The organism is Paenibacillus lacisoli (assembly GCF_030580655.1).
Lineage (GTDB): Bacteria > Bacillota > Bacilli > Paenibacillales > Paenibacillaceae > Paenibacillus > Paenibacillus lacisoli.
Map to the genome: position 1 here is coordinate 48,406 of NZ_JAUQTB010000005.1, position 22,814 is coordinate 71,219.

A 22,814-nucleotide genomic window follows, 5' to 3' on the forward strand; every position below is an offset into this window, starting at 1 on the left:
TTTAAGGAAAACGTTTCCGCCTGCTATTACGTTTTGAGTCCGGCCGAAACAAATTGCTTCATCGAACGATGCGCCTGTTCAAATCGGAAGCGGAGCGTCCCCGTAATCCCATACAGGGAGCGAGTTTCCTCCTCATCCTTGCCGGTACCCAGGCTCTCTGATACTGTCTGATGCAGAGCCGCCGCCCAAATATCCAGCATCAGGTCATCGTCTGTCAGCATGGAATCATAATCTCTGGTACCGTACACTGCCATAACAAACTGCGACCATAATTCCTGCGCAAAATAGAATAGAGTCGGTTCATGCACTTCAGTCTGATCCGCCACCCGTTCCAAAATATGAATAATCGGCTCCGGAAAATCAGCCGGCTGCAGCGGAACGTCCTCAATCTCCACCTGCACGTCTTCACCCGCACGGCGGAAGCTCACCGTTCCCTGGGTACCGCGCCGGCGCAGAGTCTGAAGTATACGGAACTGCAGGAGCGGGTGCAGATCCTGATTCTGAAGCCATTCCATTAACGCCTGGTCAATATCAGGATGCTCCAGATAGGACAGCTGGTCCAGTGCAAGCATGGTCTGCTCGGACAGCGGCTCTTCCATAGCCCTGCGCAGCATCTTCTCTTCATACTGGGCATCCTGGCTTTTGCGGGACTGGGCTGCCCGCCGGGCCAGCTCTTCTTCGCTGAGTTCCTCTTCCTCCCGTTCAACGGTTCCGCTCACACCAATATACTGAGGGAATGCCGTCTCCAGCCATTGGAGCAGCGCTTCCCACTCTTCATAGTGGCGTTTCTCCTGGCCCTGGCACTGCAGCAGGAAGCGCAGCATGTTCATCGCCTCGCCATAGCGTTCATTCTCCAGCATAACCGTTAATTGAATCTGATAGAAATCCAGCGTTTTCGGAAACAGGACAATGTTGTTCTCTCTGGAAGTCTGGTCTGAAACGTTGATAACAGTACCTCCTTTCTCTATGCGATACTCTCTACAATATAGATGTAGATTATATGAGAAACTTCATCTCAAGTCCAATTCCGGCTTTAGTGCCCTAATAACTTAACTTACCCCATTTTTTCTGAAAAATAACTCTTCCCATGACTTTATCCGGTCTTTTCCAAAAAGATACGCATAAAATAGTCACATATTTAATTTAATTAGTTTCTCACTTGCTAAACACCTGAATGTATGGTATATTAATCTTCGCTTGATTTTTCTTGTCCCAGTAGCTCAGCTGGATAGAGCAACGGCCTTCTAAGCCGTCGGTCAGGGGTTCGAATCCCTTCTGGGACGTTTTATTCAAGTCTTCTGAGAAGAAGCCGCGATTTCGCGGCTTTTTTTTGCTATAAACTCCAAAAAAAACGGAACTGCTCTTATAGCGGCTCCGTTTTTTTGGATAATCATCCTGGGTTTAATCCTGAACTGTACAAATTACTACATATAATACAAGCAATTTACGAACAGTTCAGCTAAGCTGCCCACACGTTAAGACAACTGAAATGGAAGATCCGCTGTATCCCGGCTGTTAGGCCCAACAGACACTACAAAACGTCCGGGATCGCTGCGATGACTCAGATCAGCATGATAATAACGCAGCTGCGGCTCATTCAAAGTAAAAGTAACCTCACGGCTTTCTCCGGGCTGAAGTGTAATTTTCGCGTAATCCTTCAGCTCCTTCACCGGTCTGACTACATCGCCCGAAAGATCTCTGACATACAGCTGAACCGTCTCCTCACCAGCATTTGCCCCTGTGTTGGTCACCGTCACGGACAAGCGCAGCGGCTCGTCACCCGTCATGATGTCCTGCTCCAGAACCGGTGTGCTGTAGGAGAACGTGGTATAAGACAGGCCGTATCCAAATGGCAGCAGCGGTTCATTCGGGACATCCAGATACTGTGATACATAGCGCACCTGCGCATCTGGAGCGTCCTTCGGTCTTCCCGTATTGAAGTGATTATAATACACTGGTACCTGTCCGACCGAATAAGGGAAGGACATCGCCAGACGGCCGGAGGGATTGCGTTCCCCGGCCAAAATGGAAGCCAGTGCCTCGCCGCCCTCGCTGCCCGGGAACCAGGCTTCCAGAATCGCATCCGCTTCCTCGAATATGCCATGAAGATCCAGCGGACGGCCATTAAACAGCACAGCAGCCATCGGCTTGCCCAGCCTGCCGAGACGGGAAACCAGCTCCAGCTGCGCGGCAGGCAGGCGGATGTCAGCCCGGCAGCCGGCTTCACCACTCATCTCCGAATCCTCCCCAAGGGCAAGGACAATCACATCTGCGCGGGCCGCCGCCTGTTCAGCCGACAGCATCTGCTCTTCAGTGATGCTCTCTACACCGCAGCCTTCCACAATCAGCCTGCCATCGCTCCAGCGGCGCTGCATAGCCTGATCAAGACGGACTGCATCCTGGCGAGAGCCCGTCCATGACCATGGGCCGAGGATATCGCTGTTCTCGGCAAACGGTCCAATCAATGCGACGGTCTGACCGGGATTCAGCGGAAGAACACCGTTATTTTTGAGAAGCACGGCCGATTTGACTGCCAGCTCTCTAGCTGCCTCCCGGTGCTCCTCACAGAAAATAATTTCCTGTTCGGCTGCCGGATCAGCCCCGCGGATCGGATTCTCGAAGAGACCCAGCTTCTCCTTCAGCTGCAGAATGCGCAGAACAGCTTCATCGATCATCGACTCTTCAACAAGACCTGTCTTCACAAGCTCCGGCAGGTGATGAACATAGGTAGATGTCATCATTTCAATATCTACACCCGCAAGAATCGCCTTCAGCGCTGCTTCCCGTTCATCTTCGGCTACACCGTGCGGAATCAGTTCCTTAACTGCTCCCCAGTCAGAGATCAGCACGCCGTCGAATCCCCATTCCTTGCGCAGCAAATCACGCATCAGCTTCTGATTGGCGCTCGCCGGAATCCCATCTACTGTATTGAAGGCCGTCATAACCATCTCACAGCCTTCATCCAGGGCTGCCTTGTAGCCTTTCAGATAAAATTCCCGCAGCTGGCGTTCGGACAGATCCACCGTGTTATAATCACGACCGCCTTCCGCCAGGCCATATGCAGCAAAATGCTTCACACAAGCAGCAACCCGGGTCCGGTCTTCTGCCAGATCTTTTCCCTGGAAACCTCTCACAAAAGCGCGGGCGAATTCACTGTTCAGATAAGGGTCCTCCCCCGTCGATTCCATAACCCGCCCCCATCTGGGATCACGGACCAGATCGGCCATTGGAGCAAAGGTGACATGGACCCCGGATACGGCTGCTTCCCTGGCAGCGATTTCCGCACTGCGCTCGGCCAATGCCAAATCCCAGGAGCATCCAATCGCAAGCGGCACAGGAAAAATCGTCTTAAACCCGTGCACGATATCTGCCATGGTCAGCAGAGGGATCCCCAAACGGTTCTTGGCCATATGCGCCTCCTGGACTCGAATCACTTCCTCAGCCCCGGCTAGTCCCAATACCGAACCGCTGTCTGATACCATCTGAGGCGTGACGCCCAGTGATTCCATCGGTCCCGTGATTTCACCTCCGCTCTCTGCACCTTCATAGAAGGGGGTCGCCAGCTGTAAGAGCTGGGCTGCCTTTTCTTCCAATGTCATCTGCTGCAGGAGCTCCTGCATGTGCTGCTTTGCCATGTTATTTCCTCCTTAGTCTGCTATCGCAGTCTCTCTGTTGAAATTGTATTCGAAACGTTTCGAAAAATGAGCAGACTGGTGCCGCCAGTCAAGGATCGAGCCGGAATGATCCCCTGATTCATATGACGATTCTGCAGCCTGCCGGAAGCATGCGACAGGCATCTGCCCATCTGTCTAATGCTCCCTCTTCCGGACAGATTTCCGCTCAACCAGCTCGATGCCGAGCTTGAATTGTTCGTCGACCGACTCTCCATCCAGCATTTGAAACAGCAGGTGGCCCGCTAACGAACCCGCTTCACTCTTTGGCTGCCGAACCGTGGTCAATGGAGGATTAGCATAGCCGGCCAGTTCAATATCATCGAAGCCTATGACGGAGACCTCATCCGGAATCGAAATTCCATGGTCCTCAAAAGCTTTCATACCGCCGACAGCCATTTCATCATTGCCATAAAAGACAGCCGTCGGGAGCTCACCCTGCATGATCATCATTTTTGTAGCACTATAACCGCCTTCACGGACAAAGCCGCCGCTAAGCCGCCATTTAGGCTTCTCGGACAAACCCGACTCATGCATAGCCCGTTGAAAACCTTTATAGCGCTGCTGATTATCATAAGAGTTCAAAGGTCCGCTGATATAAGCTATAGATCGGTGTCCGGCTTCAATCAGATATTGCGTCGCCCGGTAACCGCCCTGCTCCCCATCAACCAGCACGTTAACCAGGTGGTCCCCGGTCAGCTCACGATCCATTACAATGATGGGAAACCGTTCACCTGCGGATTCAAGCAAAATATCGTCTGCGATGTTGTGAGCCAGCACGACAGCCCCATCGACCCGCTTCTCCCGCAGAAATTTGATGGCCGTAGAATCTCTCTCACCCATCGAGCTGCAGGCAATCAGATCGTGGCCATGGGCCAATGCAACGTCCTGAATGCTGCGGATTAACTCGGAATAATAAGGGCCGGACAGATCGGTCAGGATCAGAGCAATCGTATTCGTACGGCTTCGCTTCAAATCCATGGCAATACCGTTCTTGCGATAATTCAGCGACCGCGCAGCTTCCAGAACCTTGGCCCGGGTCTTGGGGCTGACCTTGCTGTCGCCGCTGAGCGCATAAGATGCTGTGGACAGCGCTACCCCCGCAAGCTTGGCCACATCTTTAATGGTTGCCATAATGTCTCGTCCCTTCTGATTTCGTTCTGCACTCTTGAAAACACTTACAAATAAGTTTACAAAAGAAAATTAATTCATACAATATCTTATGCATCACTGGAGCAGTAATATCAATCACTGTAATACCAGTATTGCGCTGCAAGCCGCCATCCATGCTGCAGGGCAGCTTTCTTTTCAATATTCGAAACGTTTCGATAAACTCATTATAATGAGCGCATACTGTGATATCAAGAGATAATTTACTTTCTCCAGTCGAATGGAAAATACAGTCATAATCTGCCTCCGCACTGCCAGAGCGAGAGAAACTGAACATCTTTCTATTAAACCTTAGCAAAGATACAAGAAGAAGTGATGACAAAAAAAGCTGTCCTTCGTCAATGAACTTGACAAAAAACAGCTTCTCTCTACGTCCCAGAAGGGATTCGAACCCCTGACCGACGGCTTAGAAGGCCGTTGCTCTATCCAGCTGAGCTACTGGGACAAGATGCAAAAGAAATAAATTATGTAAACAGTGCGAGATTTATTATAGCCTTATTTAAGGGAAATTGCAAGCTTTTATCTGTAATGATATGAATCATCAGAAAAGCCAGCTTATCTATTCTAAATATTTGTAGCAAATATGAACCAATCTTATTCGGAATGTTTATATTTGAAGTAAGCCTGACGATTGGATATTACCAATAAATAATAAAGGAGCCTGATCATGCGCCAAATTCTAGCCTCACTCTGCTATTTCAGTATCTTTTTCGCTCCCTTTCTCTTCCCGATCATCGTCTGGATCGCAGCCAGGGATGCCTATGTCTCTTCCCATGCCAAAAAATCACTGTTCTCTCATTTCATCGGATTTGCAGCTGTCCTGGTGTTTATCGCCCGATTTTTCCTTATCTTATTTAATGCGGGCACCCCTGGCTCATTCTGGACAACATTTTGGGTATGCGGCGTCGTTTATGCAGCCTCCTTCGTCTATAACGTCGTGTTGGGCTTCAAGGTTCTTCGTGATTACGCCTGATATCCGGCATATAAAACAAGGGCATCTCCTGTGAGGAGGTGCCCTTCGCCATTCATTTATCGCTTTTCTGCAGCCTACCGCCTATCTCCTGCCGCAAATTACCGTAACCAAGAACTTCATGAAGAAATTTGCCCCGCTCCTGTTCAGCGGTATACAGTGCTGTATTGGTGAATGCCTCTGCTGTCACATCTTCAAATGCCGAATGAAGACTATTATCATACCAATCCAGAGCCAGGTCCGCATCATTGCGGATTAGACGCTTGATTTCATAACCTTCGCCGCCGGTTTCCCCGCTTGTTCTTGCCACATAAACCAGCAGCTGAGGATCATCTGCAGCTCCCGGGTGAACCTCTACCTCCGCACAGGGAACCCCGTCGACCTCGGTGATCCGCCGGATACCGGCTTCCTTAATGTAATACATCCTGTACTCCTCCTCTGTAACCGTGTCTCCGGTAGTTTCACATGCGGACAGACATTTTATCCCTTATTTCCACATATATTTGTTTATACTTTGGCGGATATATGTTGAAACCACCAGGACGATACAAGAGAGGATGAAGCGCATGTGCGGAATTACCGGATTCGTACAGTGGAATCGGGATTTGACACACCAGTCCGAACTGCTCGAGAGGATGACCGAGACGCTCAGCGACCGCGGGCCCGATGCCAAAGGCACTTGGATTTCCAATCCGGTCGCCTTTGGCCACCGCCGCCTGAGTGTGATGGACCCCCAGAACGGGGCACAGCCCATGATTCGCAGACGGGAGGACCAAGATTATACCCTTGTTTATAATGGCGAAATCTATAACGCCCCCGAGCTGAAAAAAGAGCTCCAGCAGCGGGGGCATCATTTTCTGACCGAATGCGACACAGAAGTACTGCTCGAAGCCTATATCGAATGGGGACCGGATTGTGTAAGCAGGCTGAACGGAATATTCGCATTCGCAATCTGGGACAGCGGACGCCAGCATGTCTTCATGGCCCGTGACCGGCTGGGCGTAAAACCTCTGTTCTACAGTCATACTCCGGATGGGCTGGTATTCGGCTCCGAGCCCAAAGCCCTGCTGCAGCACCCGGATGTCGGAGCCGTCGTCGGGCCCGAAGGCCTGGCGGAGATTTTCATCATCGGCCCAGCTCGTACGCCAGGTCATGGTGTATTCCAGAATTTGAAAGAGCTTCGGCCCGGGCAAACGCTGCTGTATGATCGGGGCGGCCTGCGGATCCAGACGTACTGGAAGCTCGAGAGTATACCGCACGAAGACAGCGTAGAAGAGACGGCAGCGAAGGTACGGGAACTGCTCCAGGATACCCTGGAACGGCAGCTGGCTTCTGACGTTCCGGTCTGCTCCCTGCTCTCCGGCGGCCTCGATTCCAGTGCACTGTCTGCACTTGCTGCCGATTACTACAAACGCACAGGACAGGGACAGCTTAATACCTACTCGGTTGACTATGTGGATAATGACAAGCATTTCAAAGCCCACTCCTATCAGCCGGGAGCAGACGGCCCGTGGATTCAGCGTATGATCGACGAGCTGGCCACCAAGCACCATTTTGTCATATTAGATACTCCGGAGGTCGTTGCAGCCCTTGACCAATCCACCTTCACCCGTGACCTGCCAGGGATGGCTGATGTGGACTCCTCACTCTATCTCTTTTGTCAGGAAATCAAGAAAAACGCAACCGTAGCCATCTCGGGCGAAGCCGCCGATGAAGTCTTCGGCGGTTACCCATGGTTCCACCGGGATGAGCTGCTGAATTCCGGCACCTTCCCTTGGGCGGTTGCCCCGGATATGCGGGCATCGCTGCTTACACCTGCCCTGCGGGAGTGGATCCGGCCGCTTGAATATTTGCAGGACCGATACGCTGATGCGGTGGCAGAAGCGCCGAAGCTGCCCGGTGAGACCGGGAAGGCCGCGCAGATGCGTATCATGTCCTACCTGAATATCACCCGCTTCATGCCTACTCTGCTGGACCGCAAGGACCGGATGAGCATGGGGGCGGGTCTTGAAGTCCGTGTCCCATACTGTGACGACCGGCTTGTCCAATACGTATGGAACATTCCATGGGAAATTAAGATGACGGGCGGACGTGAGAAAGGCATCCTGCGTAAGGCACTGGAAGGTGTCCTGCCTGACGATGTGCTCTACCGCAAAAAAAGTCCGTATCCAAAGACACATAATCCCGCCTACCTTGCCGCCGTCCGGACACAGATCTTGACGATCCTGGATGATCCGTCTTCACCGGTCCTGCAGTTTATTGATCCAGCCAAAATCCGGGAGATTGCTGCTTCTCCTGAAGCCTCTTCGAACCTGCCATGGTTCGGCCAGCTAATGTCCGGACCCCAGCTGTTCGCTTATCTGGCCCAGGTCAACAACTGGCTCAAAACCTATAAAGTGTCGGTCAGCTGAATTTCTCTGTATAACACAAGCAGGGTATCCGGAGGCTTTCAAGCCAACCGGATACCCTGCTTTATTTAGTCTTCAGGTAGTTATCATCTGTTCTGCAGCTCTCGCTAGGTATTCAAGCAAATAGATCTGAGCCGCTCAGCCGTTTGTGCTATGTTGCGTTCACCTGCATTCTAGCCTTGGCTACCGATTCTCCTTGAATCAGTGTGACATAGATCCGCTCATGCTCTACTTCATCGCCGGACAGCAGCTTGATCAGCTGCTCCGCCGCAAGCTCTCCCCACTTTCTCTTCGAATAATTGATCGTGGCCAGGCGCGGCTGCATATAGCGGGTCAGCTCAATATTGTCAAAGCCGATCAAGTGCACATGCTCACCAATGCTGTATTCTGTATCAGCCAGACGGTTGCAGAAGCCAATAGCCATCTCGTCATTCAGGCAAAAGACCGCCGCCGGGCTGCTGTATTCCTCCATTACCCGTTCGGCGGCGCGTTCTCCGCCGCTTTTCTTGAAATTACCGGGGATTTCAATCCATTCCACATCCGGATTCCGGTCTGCTACCATCTTGATCGCCTTCATCCGCTGTGCCGAGTCGAACGAGCCTTCGGGTCCGGTAACGATATAAACTTTATGATGACCCTGTTCAATGAGATATTCCGCTGCAAGCGTAGCGCCGGCTTTGTTATCCAACAGCACCTGATTAATATTGGGATGATCCAGTTCCCGGTCAAGCACGACGATCTTATGATCACGTCCGGCGTACTGGAGCAGCTCCTTACTCTCAAATTCCTGGTCCAGGATAACCGCCCCGTCGATCATGCGTTCCGGCAGCATCCGGTGTGACTGCTTGCCGCTGCATACGATAAGATCGTAGCCCTGGGCGTTGCAGACCTCCTTCATGCCGTCCAGCAGATCCCCGTATACGTCACCCTTAAAATCCGTCAAAAATACACCAATAATCCGGGACTCCCGTTTCTTCAGTGATCTCGCAGCCGCATTCGGCACATAATTAAGCTCCTTCGCGATCGCTAAAATTCTAGAGCGGGTCTCATCCGTCACCTTCGTGCTGCCGTTCAAAGCATACGAAACCGTCGATATGGAAACCCCGGCTTTTTTAGAGATATCTTTAATACTGACCAATTTCCCTCGCTCCTCTGTTTTGAAGCCCTTGACGTCATTCAAACCTTTACATCGGTAATGATTCATCTGAAGATCAGAGCCAATCCTATGGAAAAGGGCGATCCGGAAGGATCGCCTGAAGCCTTTTATATAAAAATCTCAACCTGATTATGATCCGGCTTCATTTCCTGTTCAAACAACTGCTTGCTGATTCGGACCCCGCCCTCGCGATAAGGGTTGTTCACAGCGCCAGCTTCCAGCTCCTTGCCGTTCAGCAGCACCCGGCGTCCGCTCTCTCCGTTTAGATGATAAACGAAGGTCACAGCCACACCATCATATTGGAACTCGAAATGCAGACCGTCCAGCTCCTCCGGCAGAACCGGATCCACGACGAGATCCTGCTCCTCCTGGCGGATGCCAAGGGCATTAGAAATCAGCTGGTTCATATAGATCCCCGGACCGCTGGAGTAAATTCTCCATCCGCCTTTGACCTGAACCCGGCCGCTGCGAAGGTCATCAAAATGCGACTGGGCTTCATAACGGGTATTGAATTTACCGTCTGAGCTGCTGAAATAGGCATTACTTTGGCGCAGTTCCGCGTTCGGCACGACATCACGGATTCCCACCGGATTAATGACATTCAGACCGTTCCACACCTCGTCGCTGCGGCCGATCTTCGCCATCGCTTCAATGAAACGGATATGGGCATGAACATACTGCAGTCCCACTTCACGCCCAAAGTTCGAGGCCTGCTCTGCACGTTTGAAATGAGTGCTTACACCGCCGGCATATTGAGCCGGACGGTTCATGAGGCGCACGCCATCCGGGAAGAACAGCTTCTCCTTGATCAGCTCATACAGGGACTGCGCATGTGCCGGCTCCAGCAGTCCTGCAATCATACTGCGCGTCATCGGCAGCAGACGGTACTGGATGCCCGTCTCCTGGTCGGTCGGATGCAGCATCAGTTTCACTTCCGCCGGATCCTCCATATACAAGAAGCCTGGAATGATGTCTGTGCCCAGCATGTACTTGTCATAATCGCGCTTGATGCCGTCTGCCAGTTCCTGCAGCTCTGCCGCCAGGTCCGGCTTGGCAGACTGAAGTGCACCCGAGAGCTGATTCATCGTCTGGTAAGTCAGCGCTACAGTCCAGCTGCTGACCATATACTGCTTGAGCTGGGCATTCGCAGGCTGCAGCGTATCGTCCCAGTCCCCGTCTCCATAAGAAGACAGGTATGTGTCATGCAGGAAATGGCTGCGGATATATCCGATTTCCTTGTTCACATGATCGAGCAGGGATGATGTGCCCTCGGTAAATTCGAACTTGTGTTTAACAGTATAAGGAAGCTCTTCCCCCAGAATTGCAAAGTCCTGTGTCGCCAGCAGATAATCACTCAGTACCTTCAACGGCCAGACGATAATATCCCCGTGGCTCTCCTCCTGCTGAACCTTGTAGTAATTATCGAACATAAACCACTGCGGCCAGTTGCCATCATCCTCATATTGATGGGAATAGACCATTTTGATAATATCGCGGACCTGTTCATATTTTTGCATCGCCATAAAGTACTCGGTCGGTCCCTGGCAGACGTCACGGGTTCCCCATGCCGCACCGCCATACTGCTCCAGTCCGTGCGGAACCGAATAATGAACGAGCATATTATGGGTGTACCACCAGGCCAGTGCGTTTACTTTGAACAGCTCTTCACCCTCGGCGCCGCCGGCATCGGTCAAACGGAATCCGTTCATGACCTCCCGGAAAAATTCGCGGTACGCTTCGATCTCATTCTTCGCGCTGCGCGCCTGAACCGGAAGGCTCTCCCCATTAAGCAGGCCCTGCATGGTCAGCGTCCATTCCGCGCTCTCTTCCAGCTTCAATGCCACCAGTGATCCCTCGCCGGACCGCACACCGCTTGCGATTGCGGTTTCGTCGCCAACCGTCACAACGGTGCCATCCAAACGCATCGTATATTTCAGGTTCGGATATGCTTCCTGTACAAGCCCATCCTGGCTTCCGTAAAAGGTCAGCACACCTGCCGACTCTGTCATCCGGACTGGCGTTTCGTATTCATTAACATTCATTGTCACTTGCGTAGTTACGAGAAACTTGTAGGCTCTTCCGCTCGTTGAGCGTACATGAAGCCGTACCTCCGGTGTATCTACGGTTGTGTAATTGGTGATGATCAGCGTATCGGTCTCGGTTTTATAGTACCAGCGCACATAGTTAAAGCCGATTTCATAGAGAGAAGGCATCGTCAAAAGGCGGTAGATTCCGTCAATCTCGATGTAAATCCGCTGTCCTGCTGTTTTAGGTACGTTCAGGGGACTGCGGGCGTTACTCATCATTTTGTTAAAGTTCGTGTTCCCCACAACCAAGTGAGAGTTAAAAATGCCATACATATAGGAAGTCGTAGTTACGGCACGGGTTCCCAGTTTGACATTATCCCCGCTCATCAAAATATGTCCGTGCGGGCGCTCTACCAGCAGCTCTTTTTCTTTCAGTACGACATGTTCATACGTATCTGTGAAGAATGCAAGCAGCTGTCCATTCTCCCTTTCCACCTGATGTCTTGACCTACTTGGGAATAGGGCTTCCAGTTCTTGTTGCGTCAAGGGAAGCGTCTGGAGCGGAGCGCCAATCTCATTATTCAGGCGGATCTGTGGAAGTTCACGCAGCGGTTCGCCAGCTGTCTCCAGGTCCTTTTGCACCTGCTCCCAGGCTTGCAGCACCTCTTCCCTATACTCAAGGGAGGTAACCGCTTCAGCATGATCCGGCTTAATCAGGCCGTAGAATACGAACCGGGATTCCCCGTCCAGCTTGACAGCTTCAGACTGCATTGCAATATATGCGAATTCATATTGATAGACTTCGTTGGCCAGGCACGGCTTACTGAGACAGACCGGCACATTCGTTTCCTTGTAGGAGAGACCGAAGAACTGGAAACCGTCCGTTGAATAGCCTACAGCGCGGGACAGCGAACCCTGCTGTATGTATGGGAATGCGCCGCCCTGCGGCTGGTTCTGCCGCGAGCAGACCACGTACCCGTAATCCGGGTCCTCAAATACGGTATGATCGATGTATTGGGACAGGTAGGCTTCATTGCTCCGTACAGCACCAGTGTCTGCATTACCCATATCCTGACCGTAAACGATGTCAATCTGAACGTCCTTCCCGGATGTACGGATATCCCAGAACCATACTCCTTTCGCGCTGAGAGTAAAGGTTACTGTGTATTTCACATTCTCTGCTTCGCCGTTCCAGGTAATGTGTCCCTCACCTGCGCTTACCCGGCTGTTCGAATGAATACCCAGCAGCGGATAGAAACGAATTGAAGATTCGTCATAAATCCGCAGATAAAGATTATTTAATGCTCCGTCCAGGGGACTGCTCATCATCTGGTTAATCATCGTTCTGCCGCTGACTGCCTGGAACAGGTCACCGCTCTCCCAGAATGTAAATTGCAGATCGCCAGCCTGGACGTGAAGCTTGGAATTCGTAATGGTTGTTGTCATGGTAGATTCATCCTCCTATCCTATCCCGAAAGCTCTTTTGGGCTTTGCAGCCGTATACAGTACTTTTTCATCATGTCATCATCCTGCTGTTCAGTTCTCTCCAGCCATGAATTTTCTCTGGTATGCGCATGGTTGGCGGCTCATTATGCCGGTCTGAACGGTTGAGCGAAGAGGGGCGTGCTGCCCTTTTCTCCTTTCTCAGGAGCTTGCACAAACCTGCTAGCCTCTTGTGCAAATTCCTCATTCAGAAGAACCGTCAACCGGTTCTCCCTCATGTGGACAGGCTGACCCTCGGATACAGCAGAGATCAGCCTGTCATCACGTGTGGAAGGAAAGAACCCGGGATGTATCAGTCTTGCTGCACACCGGGTTCCTTCAACTCGGACTGCCTTAACCATCAGATTTTATTAGGGATTATTGTGCAAATTTTTTGTTCAGATCATCAAGAACCGGTTGAACGAGAGATTGCTTGCCCTTCACCCAGTTTTTCCAGTTCGTTTCGAGATCCCCATCCTGCAGGATCAAGTGAGCGTACTCGTTCTGGTACTCAAAGGTTCCTTGGCTTTTTTCTTTGGAATCATACAGCTGTACATCCCAATCATAGGTCGCCAGCTTGCCGCCTTCCGTACCCAGCTTCGCTTTTTCCTGGAACAGCTTCACGGCACGGTCACGGTATTCTTTTTTAATTGCAGGGTTAATGGCACTGAAGTCATCGCCAAGAACGTATAGTCCTTCAAAACGGGCCGGGTATTTGTCTTCCAGGGAAGTTCCCTGCGGAAGCAGGCTGACCAATTCTTTGTTGTCGCCGTATTTCCAGTCCTTGCCTTCAAAGCCCATGTTCAGGAGCAATTGTCCTTCCTGGCTGGTCGAGTAATCAATGATATCCATGATACGCTCGAATTTCTCATCGCTGATGTCCGGCGAGAAGATCAGGGAAGACCAGAAGTTCGGCTGCTCCAGGTTGCGGTATTTACCGTCATCACCAACTACGAGCGCTGTGTGGACCAGATCATCACTGTTAACACCAAGGTTTTTCTTCATGTCTGTATCTACATCTTTGCGGTATGAAGCCAGTCCGCCGAGGGATGCAATTGCCGCTACACCTTTGACTCTGAAGTTATCGCTGGCTTCACTGCTCTTCCAGGTATAGAACTCCGGATTCATCAGACCTTCCTTGTATGCCTTCTGCATCAATTTCAGACCTGTCAATGTTTCGGGATCAGCTGGTCCCCAGTGGAATTTGCCGTCTTCCCCGCGGTAATAAGCAGACTCGACGCGGGAATGCTCGCTGTTCGCCATGATAATGTTAGTCAGGGCATCATCCGAGTTGTAGGAGATCGGAACCAGCTTGGAGCCCACTTTGCCCGGGTCCTTTTCTTTGACCAATTCGGCATAATGCATCAGTTCACTTGTTGTATAAGCATCTTTCAATTCAAATCCGACAGCTTTGGCCCAGTCCTTGCGCAGAGCGATAACGCCGATTTGATTGACGAGCGGATCTGCAGGTTTATTCTGGTAATACACCGGTTTAGGCAGAATGTACGTGCCGCCTGTCATTTCTTCCAGTTTGTCTCCAAGACCTGTCAGCTTGTAGGCCGCAGCCACGTTCGGCCAGCGCTCTTTCCAGTCATCCGGGAATTTATAAAGCAGCCCTTGATCGACATAGTTCATGAAGTCGCCGTGCACATAGTTCCAGCTCGCCACATCAGGCAGATCGCCGGAGTTAACCCACAGACGAAGCTTTTCCGGCCAGGAATCCCACTGCACATAGTTGTAATCCCAATCCACATTAAACTTGTCCATCCAATACTTGTGGAACTCATTATCCATCTGTCCGTCTTTAACTTCGATCGTTTGGGCTACGGAAATCTTCAGCTTGTCTTTGTAGTTTCCATCCGCATCCTTCTCATTTCCACCGGAACTTTTGCTATTCGAGCAGGCTGTTGCAGTCAGCATAACCAGTGACATCGCGACTGCCAGAAGAGGCTTGAAAGGCAGCTTTTTCTTCGTTTTCATGTTTTACCCCCACTTTGGATTTGTTTTTTGTGGTTCAACATTCAAGATGCAGCTAGGTTTTGATCGCCCCGGTCAACACCCCCTTGGCAAAGTGCTTTTGCAGCAGCGGAAAGAAGCACATAATCGGCACCATCGATACGAATACCGAAGCCATCTTCATTCCCGTGGAGAAACCGGATTTATTCAGCGAGTCTACACTGGATGCGTTCGAGACGTTAGTGCTGGATTCCACAATGATGGTCCTCAGGACATTCTGCAGCGGCAGCATATCCGATTTGCGCAGGAATATCATCGCGTCATACCAGCTGTTCCAGAAGGCCACACCATAGAACAGGGTGATCGTCGCCATAATAGGGGCTGCCAGCGGAAGCACAACGGAGAACAGAATTCTCCACTCACCGGCGCCATCCAGTCTTGCTGATTCCATCAAGGATTCCGGAAGCCCCTGGAAGTAGTTCATCATGAGAATCATGTTGAAGGCACTGAAGCTTCCGACCAGAATGACGGACCACAGTGATCCGGTTAAATGCAGCGACTTCATCACCAGGTACAGCGGAACAATACCGCCGTTGAAGATCATGGTAAACAGGACCAGGAAGAAGATCGGCTTCTTGCCCGGGAATTTGCTGCGGCTGAGTCCATAAGCCATGGTACTGGTCAGGAACAAGCTTAACGGCAGGCCGACTACCATGATTTTAATCGTGTTCCAGAAGCCGGTAAGAATCCTGCCATCCTGGAACAGCGCTCTGTAGGCATCCAGCGTCGGATGCTTCGGAAACAGCATCATCGGGTTGTCCGCATATTCCTTTTGCGAGGCGAAAGAAATTGCAATTACGTTCAGGAACGGAATCAGAATGACCAAGGCCATCACCAGCAGAACAGCGAACAGGAAGTAGTCCAGGAACGTCATTTTGCCAATCCGGTATTTATGCCGTTTAACAGCAGGGGTACTCATCTCTTTTGCACTCCTTTCTTAGCGGAATAATCCGTCTCCGCCCATCATTTTAGCTATCCGGTCTGCAGCGAGCAGCAGGATCATGTTCACGAGCGAGCGGAACAGACTGACTGCAGTAGAGAACGAGAAGTCCGTTGAAGACTGGAACGTAATCCGGTAAATATACACGTCCAGTACCTGGGATACATTCTGCGTCGCTGCATTCGCCAGGTTGAAAATTTGGTCAAAGCCGGCAGACATCAGGCCGCCCACATTCAGGATGAACATGACCGTAACGGTCGGCAGGATGTTAGGCAGTGTAATCCGGAAAATCTGCTGCATCCGTGAAGCTCCGTCAATCTGAGCGGATTCATATTGATCCTGGTCAATACCTGAGATGGCTGCCAGGAAAATGATTGCGCCCCACCCTGTCGATTTCCAGATATCGGTGAGGATCAGCATCGGCAGGAACATTTTCTCGGATCCCAGGAAGTTAATGGTCGGCAGTCCCAGCAGCTGCAGAGTACCGTTCAGCAGTCCGTCATAAGACAGGACATTGATAACGATACCGGATACGATAATCCAGGACAGAAACTGCGGGAACGTAAATACGGTCTGGAACAATTTCTTTGTCTTCCGCATCCGCAGCTCGTTTAGCAGAAGCGCCAGCAGGATCGGAAACGGGAATGTAATAACAAGCTTGATAATATTGACGTACAGTGTTCTCCACACCGCATCGGCGAATGCCGGGTCACGGAACACGTAAGTAAAGTTCTCCAGTCCGGCCCATGGGCTTCCCCATATCCCCATATTGGCTTTGTAATGCTTAAATGCCAGCGATAAGCCGCCCATCGGCAGATAAGCAAACAGGATCAGCCAGATTAATCCGGGAATAAGCAGCGTGTACGTCATGCGATGCTTCCAAATCTCCGTGAATATATTCGTTTTTTTGGAACTCGCCTTTGCGTTTTTGTTCGGCCCTACGGCTGCAGGTTTCAATTGGCATCTCCTCACTATTCTCGGGTCTTGTCTTCAAACAGAAAATTCTTCGGTCTTGTCTTCAAACAGAAAATCAAAAGCGGTGTGCAAATGCTCTTCCCAGAAGTGCCAGTCGTGTGTGCCCGGTCCTTCAACGTAACGAAAATCAAACGGGCTGTTCTCCATGTAACCGGCAAATTCCCGGTTCATTCCCACAAACGGATCCTCCGAACCACAGCAGCATAATACCGGTGGCAGCGTGCATCCTGCTTGAACCAGCTGTCCAGACAGCGCATACAAATCCTGCCCGGGCTTAACCGCAAGCTCTGTTCCGAACACAGCCTGCATCTCCCTGACCATGCCCTCCGGCATCGCCGGATCAGCCAGACGCTGACGGATATCGGTAACACCGGAGAAGGACACCACCTTGGCATACCGCTCCGGGTAGGTCAAGGCGCATTTCAGCGCACCATAGCCGCCCATAGACAGACCGGCTACATAGGTGTTCTGCGGATCGCTGTTCAGATGCAGCAGGCGTCCGCACAGATCCGGAAGTTCCTCCGTGATGTAGGAAAAGTAGTCCAGTCCGTATTCCATATCCGTGTAATAGCTCCTATTCACTTCCGGCATGATAACTGTGCATCCATACCTTGCCGCATACATTTCAACGGTGGTCAACCGCTGCCAGGTACTGGAGTTATCACCTGCACCGTGCAGCAAATACAGCGTGCTTGAAGTTGGAATTCCGGTATCGACTGGAGAAATCACATGGATGCTGGTTGTCATCCGCAGGGTTGGCGAACCTGTATCTATTTTTAAATGCGCCATATGTAACCCCTTTCATTTCAATTCTCTGTCGTGTGTCGACTTTGGCGAACATCTGCTCAACAAACAGTGAGCATCACGATTCGGCCCTCTCAGAAAATTGAAAGCGATTTTTTCGAATCGTTTCGATAACATCATAATCCTGATATCTGAACCTGTCAACAACCTTTTTAAAAAGTTTCATTCCGTAGTTTTTTTGTTTAAACCCTTTAAAAACACTGCTAATACGCAGAAAAATAATTCTTTCGCATTATTGGCAAGCGCTTTCATTTTACAATTGACAAAAATGCCTTATTTGTAATAATCTCAGGAATAAACATCAGGAATGGAAACGTTTCTATGGAAATTATCAATTTTCCCTCATGTATGCAGGATATAGCTGTATATGATGGCAGGAAAGGAAGTCATAAGGATATGTTTTTTCAACGATCCCGTTTTACACAACAGATTTCCAGCCGGAATCTGAATGTACTGTCTGCACGGGTGATCCAGCACGGCGAACTGCTTGATCAGTGGAACCCTGGAACCGATATCCGCAGGCTGCAGCATTCCGTAAGTAAATCCTTTACATGTATGGCTGTCGGTTTAGCGATCGCAGAAGGCAAGCTGTCCTTGGAATCACGTCTGACAGACTTTTATCCGTCCTTTGGCGGGCAGGTACAGAGCTCTCCTTCCCCCCCCGGCGAGTTATCCCTGTATCATCTGCTCTGCATGGCTTCAGGACATGACTCACCGCCCCTCTGGGCGGAAGAACGTGATACGCTTCAGGAAAAGGACTGGGTGAAATACTATCTGTCGCTTCCTCTGGACCGGCTGCCCGGAGAGACCTTTACCTACAGCAGCGGTGATACCTTTATGATCTCAGCGATGGTTCAGGCCGCAGTCGGAGAAACCGTGCGGGATTACCTGACTCCGCGGCTGTTCGAGCCGTTGGGAATCCATGATGTTCGCTGGGATACCTCTCCGCTGGGTATCACGCTGGGATGTACAGGACTCTGGGTTAGCTGCGAGGAGCTGAGCCGCTTTGGTCAGCTGCTGCTGCAGAAGGGGCACTGGCAGGGAAGGCAGCTGATTCCGGAGGAGTGGATCACTCTGGTTACGCGGAGACACATTGATACACCGGGAACGGCAGATTGGGGCGTCGGGTACGGCTGCCAGTTCTGGATGTGCTCCCATGGCGCTTACCGTGCTGACGGCATGCACGGACAATTCTGTATTGTACTTCCGGAACAGGACGCGGTAGTTGCCATTAACAGTGAAGAAGAGGATATGCAGGGGATCCTTAATGTAGTCTGGTCTGAAATTTTACCGCAGCTGTGAACTACGGCGTTCCTCATCAGAAAAAACGGTATCATCCGGGGATGATACCGTTTTTTCTTATTCATTTTATTTCCTTATTCATCCTCTTCCGCATACTGCTTATTCACAATCACGTCAGCCACTACCGGGAAATGATCCGAAGGCATTTTGCCCTCCCGATGATCAGTAATGATACCAAAGCGGCTGACCCGGACACCGCGGGATACAAAGATAAAGTCAATATCGCTGTCGAATAAAATATCATGCTCTGGTGCGGAAGCCACATAGTCCGGGAAAAGCCGGGCCGCCGTCTCGCGGGAATCGAAGCCCTGAAAGGTGAATGCAGGTCCAAAATGCCGGTATTCCGCCGCAGCCGATGCATCGCGCAGCAGCGGCTCGGCTTCGCCTTCTTCTCTGCCGGAAAGTATGCGGTAGGTCTCTGAATTATGGGTCACATTAAAGTCTCCGGTAAGCACCGCCGCAGGCAGTGGACCCATTTCTTTGATCCGCTGCTTAATCAGATGCGCACTTTCCTTTACAGCCTCCTGGCCAATATGGTCAAAATGTGTGTTGAGATGAACAAATTCCTCTCCCGTGTAGATATCACGGAACCGGCACCAGGTCACCATCCGAGTGCACCCTGCATCCCAGCCGAGCCTGCCTGGTGTCTCCGGCTCTTCTGACAGCCAAAAATGTCCCTGCTGCAAGGGCTCCAGCCTTCTCTTCAGATAGAAAATACAGGCATACTCGCCATCCTGCTTTCCATCCTCCCGGCCTGCGCCAATCCAGCCGTATTCAGGCAGCAGTTCCTCCAAATCCATCAACTGGTTATGCAGCACTTCCTGCATGCCGACGAGATCCGGACGGTGGAAGCGTACGACGCCCGCCACCAGCTCTCTGCGGCTGTTCCACATATTATCGCCTTCCCGGTCATAGTCATTCTTGATGTTATAGGTCATGAAGCGAAGCTCCAGGTCCGGGATCACATGATTATTGCTCATTCATAGGCACCTCATTCCCCAGATTTTTCTTCAGATCACTTGGTATGATCTGCCATGAACCTATCACTATCTCGGGGCCAAGTCAAAAAAGATGATCCTGCAAATGAAAACAACCTTACCCGACAAGCTGCCGGAATAAGGTTGTTATAGTCACATCAAGCTGGTTTGAACGGAAAGCTGTTACTTAACTAACTACCGGTTCAGCTTAGCGATCAGAGCGCGAAGTGCCTTCCCGCGATGGCTGATGGCCTGCTTCTGTTCCAACGACAGCTCTGCCATCGTCTTGCTGTACTCCGGCAGATAGAATAACGGGTCATAACCAAACCCGCCTGACCCGCCGCTCTCGGCTGTGATCCAGCCTTCCACCCTGCCGGATGCCTCCACCGATTCACCACTAACCGGATCATACAATACGAGCGCACATTCAAAATGAGCCGGGCTCAGCAGAGGCTGCTCCGTATCTTCACCGGCAAGCTTGGATTCGAGCACATCCAGTAATTTGAGATTATTCTCATCATCACTTGCACCTTCTCCCGCATAACGCGCCGAGTAGACACCGGGTGCTCCATCCAGGAGCTGTACACAGAGGCCGGAATCATCGGCAAGAACCGGAAGCTGCAGGGCGTCCCCCACCGCTTTGGCTTTCTTCATCGCATTCGCGGCAAAGGTATCCCCGTCCTCTATGATTTCAGGCAGCCCCTCATAGTCGTACATGCTCTTGACTTCCTTACCCAACGCGGCAAAAGCATGCGCAAATTCACGGACCTTGCCCTTATTCTTCGTGGCAACAATAACGACCGGGCTGTCCATTTTCATCATGCTTTCACACCTGCACTGCGCTGCGTAATTTTATCGGCGATCGGTCCCAGAATTTCTTTCTGGTGGCTGATCATCTCCTGGATCCCCAACTCGCCCAGGCTGATCAGCTGATTCAGCTCTTCACGGTCGAACGGGCTGTCCTCGCCTGTGCCCTGAAGCTCAACAAACTTACCGGCTCCAGTCATAACCACATTCATATCCACCTTGGCCTTGGAGTCTTCATCATAGTTCAGGTCAAGCACTGGAGTTCCATTGACCACCCCTACGCTGACCGATGCCAGAAAATCCGTAATCGGAAACGTCGACAGCTTGTTCTGCTGCGAAAGCTTGTTCATAGCCATGGCCATGGCTACAAATGCCCCTGTAATGGAGGTGGTGCGTGTGCCGCCGTCAGCCTGAATCACATCACAGTCCAGCGTTATAGTGCGTTCACCGAGTGCCGGCAAATCAACGACGGAACGAAGCGCACGCCCGATTAGCCGCTGAATTTCCATCGTACGTCCTGTCAGTTTGCCCCTGGCGGACTCCCGCTGGTTCCGCGAATGGGTCGCACGCGGCAGCATGGAATATTCAGCAGTCACCCAGCCTTTACCTTGGCCTTTCATAAAGGGTGGAACTCGTTCTTCCACCGTCGCTGTACACATCACCTTCGTATCGCCAACCTGGATGAACACCGATCCCTCTGCGTATTTATTTACATTGGCTGTTAAAGTAACCGGGCGCAGCTGGTCGCTGTTTCGTCCGTTAGATCTCATCTGTTCTGCCTCCTACGTATGCTTCTCATGAACCTTCTGTATCCATCCTATTTTACCAAAGAGGCTCTGCAAAAGCATCTTTACCTTGAATTAAAGAGGGATTTCATTCAAATGCTCCGGCTTCGCTACCGGCTTGCCGTAATCCTCGTTGCTCTCACCGAGGACAGTCTGTTCCCCGTTTAACTCAATTTTGACTTTGGCTGTCCGGGCGTTTCCGCTGTTATCCGCCGCTGTCAGAACGACACTCTGCAGGAATTCCTCCGGTATCTTTTGCCCTTTATCGAACATGCTGTCTTTCAGCGATACCGTAACAACACCATCTTCCGACTGCTTTACTGACTCCAGGGTGGTGCCGTCCGTCATCACCATATTTAATCCATCCTCCTGCTGCGGTCCCTGAATCAGCTCCTGCAGGGCCGCTTCCATCCGGTCAGTACGATCATTAACCAGGCGCGTGACCGGGACGTAATAAGTAACCCCTCCAGGCGAAGCTGCTGTAAAATAAACCGTCACCGGACGAGAAGCTGTTACGCTCACACCGTTGCCGATCTCCAGATTGATGCCGAGCGAACGGTTTAACGGCCGGTCCACCGGAATACCGCCCTGCGGCATTGCTGTCAGTTTTTGCCCGTCAACAGACAGCTGTACATTCTGAATATCCGGATTACCGGTGAGCGTCCAGGTGAGAGCCTCCAGTATTTTGCGCTCATCCTTGGCCTGATATTTCGTAAATGCCCCGGAGAAGTCGATGGACGCCGTCTTCTTTTCCTTATCAAGGGTCACTTTATTAATCGCCGTGCCCTGAGGAAGCACGCCCTGAAAGCCTTCCGGCAGAAGACCGGAGAAAGGCCCGCCCAGTACCAGACTTTCTAATGCTGTTTTGGCATCTGCTGTGCTGTCGCCGGAACCGATGGGCAGAGATACCGGAGCAAGTCTTCCATTCTCATCCTGGAGAAACACACTGCTCAATTCCCCGTCCGCTGCCGGAGCAGAGGCCTGTACAGCCTGTAGCATGGCGGCTTCCACCGAAGCCGGGGGCGGATCAACCGGTGAGGCACCAGGTTTACTGCCAAAACTGCAGCCTGACAGCACAACCGGAATCCCCAATAGGCCTATGACGGACCACGAGCGAAACGTTCCTGTGTTTATGAACCCGCGAAGAAAGTTTGTTTTCATTATTAATTCCTCCCTAAACCATTTTGACAGTTTGTACTTTTATGTATACGAGCTCTTTTCGAGAAAATGACTAAGGGGAAAAATTACCGTTTTTTTGGAATAGGTTACGAAGAAATGAAATCATTGTTATGAATATCTCATTTTTTTTCAAAATTCGACAATC

17 protein-coding genes and 2 tRNA genes are annotated in these 22,814 nt (G+C 51.2%); 4 read left to right on the forward strand and 15 right to left on the reverse strand.

Annotation, left to right across the window (positions count from 1 at the left end):
- Positions 1-26: 26 nt before the first annotated feature.
- Positions 27-860: a hypothetical protein gene (locus Q5741_RS10870; RefSeq protein WP_305024115.1), complete on the reverse strand. Its 834-nt coding sequence runs from the start codon at positions 858-860 to the stop codon at positions 27-29.
- A gap of 349 nt (positions 861-1,209) precedes the next feature.
- Between Q5741_RS10870 and Q5741_RS10875 the strand changes: the two genes are divergently transcribed.
- Positions 1,210-1,283: transfer RNA gene (locus Q5741_RS10875), tRNA-Arg, on the forward strand.
- Positions 1,284-1,475: 192 nt separating this feature from the next.
- On the opposite strand, the gene bglX is transcribed toward Q5741_RS10875, so the two are convergent.
- The 3 genes from bglX to Q5741_RS10890 all read right to left on the reverse strand — a co-directional run bounded on the left by bglX (position 1,476) and on the right by Q5741_RS10890 (position 5,286).
- Positions 1,476-3,635 (reverse strand): beta-glucosidase BglX, encoded by a 2,160-nt coding sequence (bglX, locus tag Q5741_RS10880; RefSeq protein ID WP_305024116.1) that lies wholly within the window; start codon positions 3,633-3,635, stop codon positions 1,476-1,478.
- A gap of 174 nt (positions 3,636-3,809) precedes the next feature.
- Positions 3,810-4,805 carry a LacI family DNA-binding transcriptional regulator gene (locus Q5741_RS10885; protein ID WP_305024117.1) on the reverse strand — a complete coding sequence of 332 codons (996 nt, stop codon included), beginning with the start codon at positions 4,803-4,805 and terminating at the stop codon, positions 3,810-3,812.
- 407 nt (positions 4,806-5,212) lie between these two features.
- A tRNA-Arg gene (locus Q5741_RS10890) sits at positions 5,213-5,286 on the reverse strand.
- A gap of 222 nt (positions 5,287-5,508) precedes the next feature.
- On the opposite strand from Q5741_RS10890, the gene Q5741_RS10895 reads away from it, so the two are divergent.
- Positions 5,509-5,814: a DUF4870 domain-containing protein gene (locus Q5741_RS10895; protein WP_305024118.1), complete on the forward strand. Its 306-nt coding sequence runs from the start codon at positions 5,509-5,511 to the stop codon at positions 5,812-5,814.
- A 52-nt stretch (positions 5,815-5,866) separates the two neighbouring features.
- Here Q5741_RS10895 and Q5741_RS10900 read toward each other — a convergent pair whose 3' ends face one another.
- Positions 5,867-6,235, reverse strand: coding sequence for a hypothetical protein (locus Q5741_RS10900; RefSeq protein ID WP_305024119.1), 369 nt, complete (start codon positions 6,233-6,235; stop codon positions 5,867-5,869).
- A 142-nt stretch (positions 6,236-6,377) separates the two neighbouring features.
- Here Q5741_RS10900 and asnB point away from each other — a divergent pair, with 142 nt between their 5' ends.
- A complete protein-coding gene (gene asnB / locus Q5741_RS10905) occupies positions 6,378-8,222 on the forward strand; it encodes an asparagine synthase (glutamine-hydrolyzing) (RefSeq protein WP_305024311.1) in 1,845 nt (614 codons plus the stop codon).
- Positions 8,223-8,370: 148 nt separating this feature from the next.
- Here the strand turns inward: asnB and Q5741_RS10910 are convergent, their stop codons facing one another.
- From Q5741_RS10910 to Q5741_RS10935, 6 genes are all read right to left on the reverse strand, one after another.
- Positions 8,371-9,357 carry a LacI family DNA-binding transcriptional regulator gene (locus tag Q5741_RS10910; RefSeq protein ID WP_305024120.1) on the reverse strand — a complete coding sequence of 329 codons (987 nt, stop codon included), beginning with the start codon at positions 9,355-9,357 and terminating at the stop codon, positions 8,371-8,373.
- A gap of 125 nt (positions 9,358-9,482) precedes the next feature.
- Positions 9,483-12,848: a GH36-type glycosyl hydrolase domain-containing protein gene (locus Q5741_RS10915; protein ID WP_305024121.1), complete on the reverse strand. Its 3,366-nt coding sequence runs from the start codon at positions 12,846-12,848 to the stop codon at positions 9,483-9,485.
- A gap of 414 nt (positions 12,849-13,262) precedes the next feature.
- The gene (locus Q5741_RS10920; RefSeq protein WP_305024122.1) at positions 13,263-14,864 is read right to left on the reverse strand and encodes a type 2 periplasmic-binding domain-containing protein; all 1,602 of its coding nucleotides are present in this window, start codon (positions 14,862-14,864) and stop codon (positions 13,263-13,265) included.
- A 52-nt stretch (positions 14,865-14,916) separates the two neighbouring features.
- Positions 14,917-15,819 (reverse strand): carbohydrate ABC transporter permease, encoded by a 903-nt coding sequence (locus Q5741_RS10925; RefSeq protein ID WP_305024123.1) that lies wholly within the window; start codon positions 15,817-15,819, stop codon positions 14,917-14,919.
- An 18-nt stretch (positions 15,820-15,837) separates the two neighbouring features.
- Positions 15,838-16,797 carry an ABC transporter permease gene (locus Q5741_RS10930; protein ID WP_305024124.1) on the reverse strand — a complete coding sequence of 320 codons (960 nt, stop codon included), beginning with the start codon at positions 16,795-16,797 and terminating at the stop codon, positions 15,838-15,840.
- A gap of 33 nt (positions 16,798-16,830) precedes the next feature.
- Entirely contained in the window at positions 16,831-17,604 is a 774-nt protein-coding gene (locus Q5741_RS10935) for an alpha/beta hydrolase (RefSeq protein WP_305024125.1), read from the reverse strand.
- A 411-nt stretch (positions 17,605-18,015) separates the two neighbouring features.
- Here Q5741_RS10935 and Q5741_RS10940 point away from each other — a divergent pair, with 411 nt between their 5' ends.
- Positions 18,016-18,921: a serine hydrolase domain-containing protein gene (locus Q5741_RS10940; RefSeq protein ID WP_305024126.1), complete on the forward strand. Its 906-nt coding sequence runs from the start codon at positions 18,016-18,018 to the stop codon at positions 18,919-18,921.
- A 74-nt stretch (positions 18,922-18,995) separates the two neighbouring features.
- Here the strand turns inward: Q5741_RS10940 and Q5741_RS10945 are convergent, their stop codons facing one another.
- From Q5741_RS10945 to Q5741_RS10960, 4 genes are all read right to left on the reverse strand, one after another.
- Entirely contained in the window at positions 18,996-19,901 is a 906-nt protein-coding gene (locus Q5741_RS10945; RefSeq protein WP_305024127.1) for an endonuclease/exonuclease/phosphatase family protein, read from the reverse strand.
- 192 nt (positions 19,902-20,093) lie between these two features.
- Positions 20,094-20,717, reverse strand: coding sequence for an RdgB/HAM1 family non-canonical purine NTP pyrophosphatase (rdgB, locus tag Q5741_RS10950; protein WP_305024128.1), 624 nt, complete (start codon positions 20,715-20,717; stop codon positions 20,094-20,096).
- Complete coding sequence (gene rph / locus Q5741_RS10955) at positions 20,717-21,475, reverse strand: ribonuclease PH (RefSeq protein WP_305024129.1); 759 nt, start codon at positions 21,473-21,475, stop codon at positions 20,717-20,719. The genes rdgB and rph overlap by 1 nt, the downstream gene beginning before the upstream one ends.
- Positions 21,476-21,565: 90 nt before the next feature.
- Positions 21,566-22,651 (reverse strand): GerMN domain-containing protein, encoded by a 1,086-nt coding sequence (locus tag Q5741_RS10960; RefSeq protein ID WP_305024130.1) that lies wholly within the window; start codon positions 22,649-22,651, stop codon positions 21,566-21,568.
- Positions 22,652-22,814 lie beyond the last annotated feature (163 nt).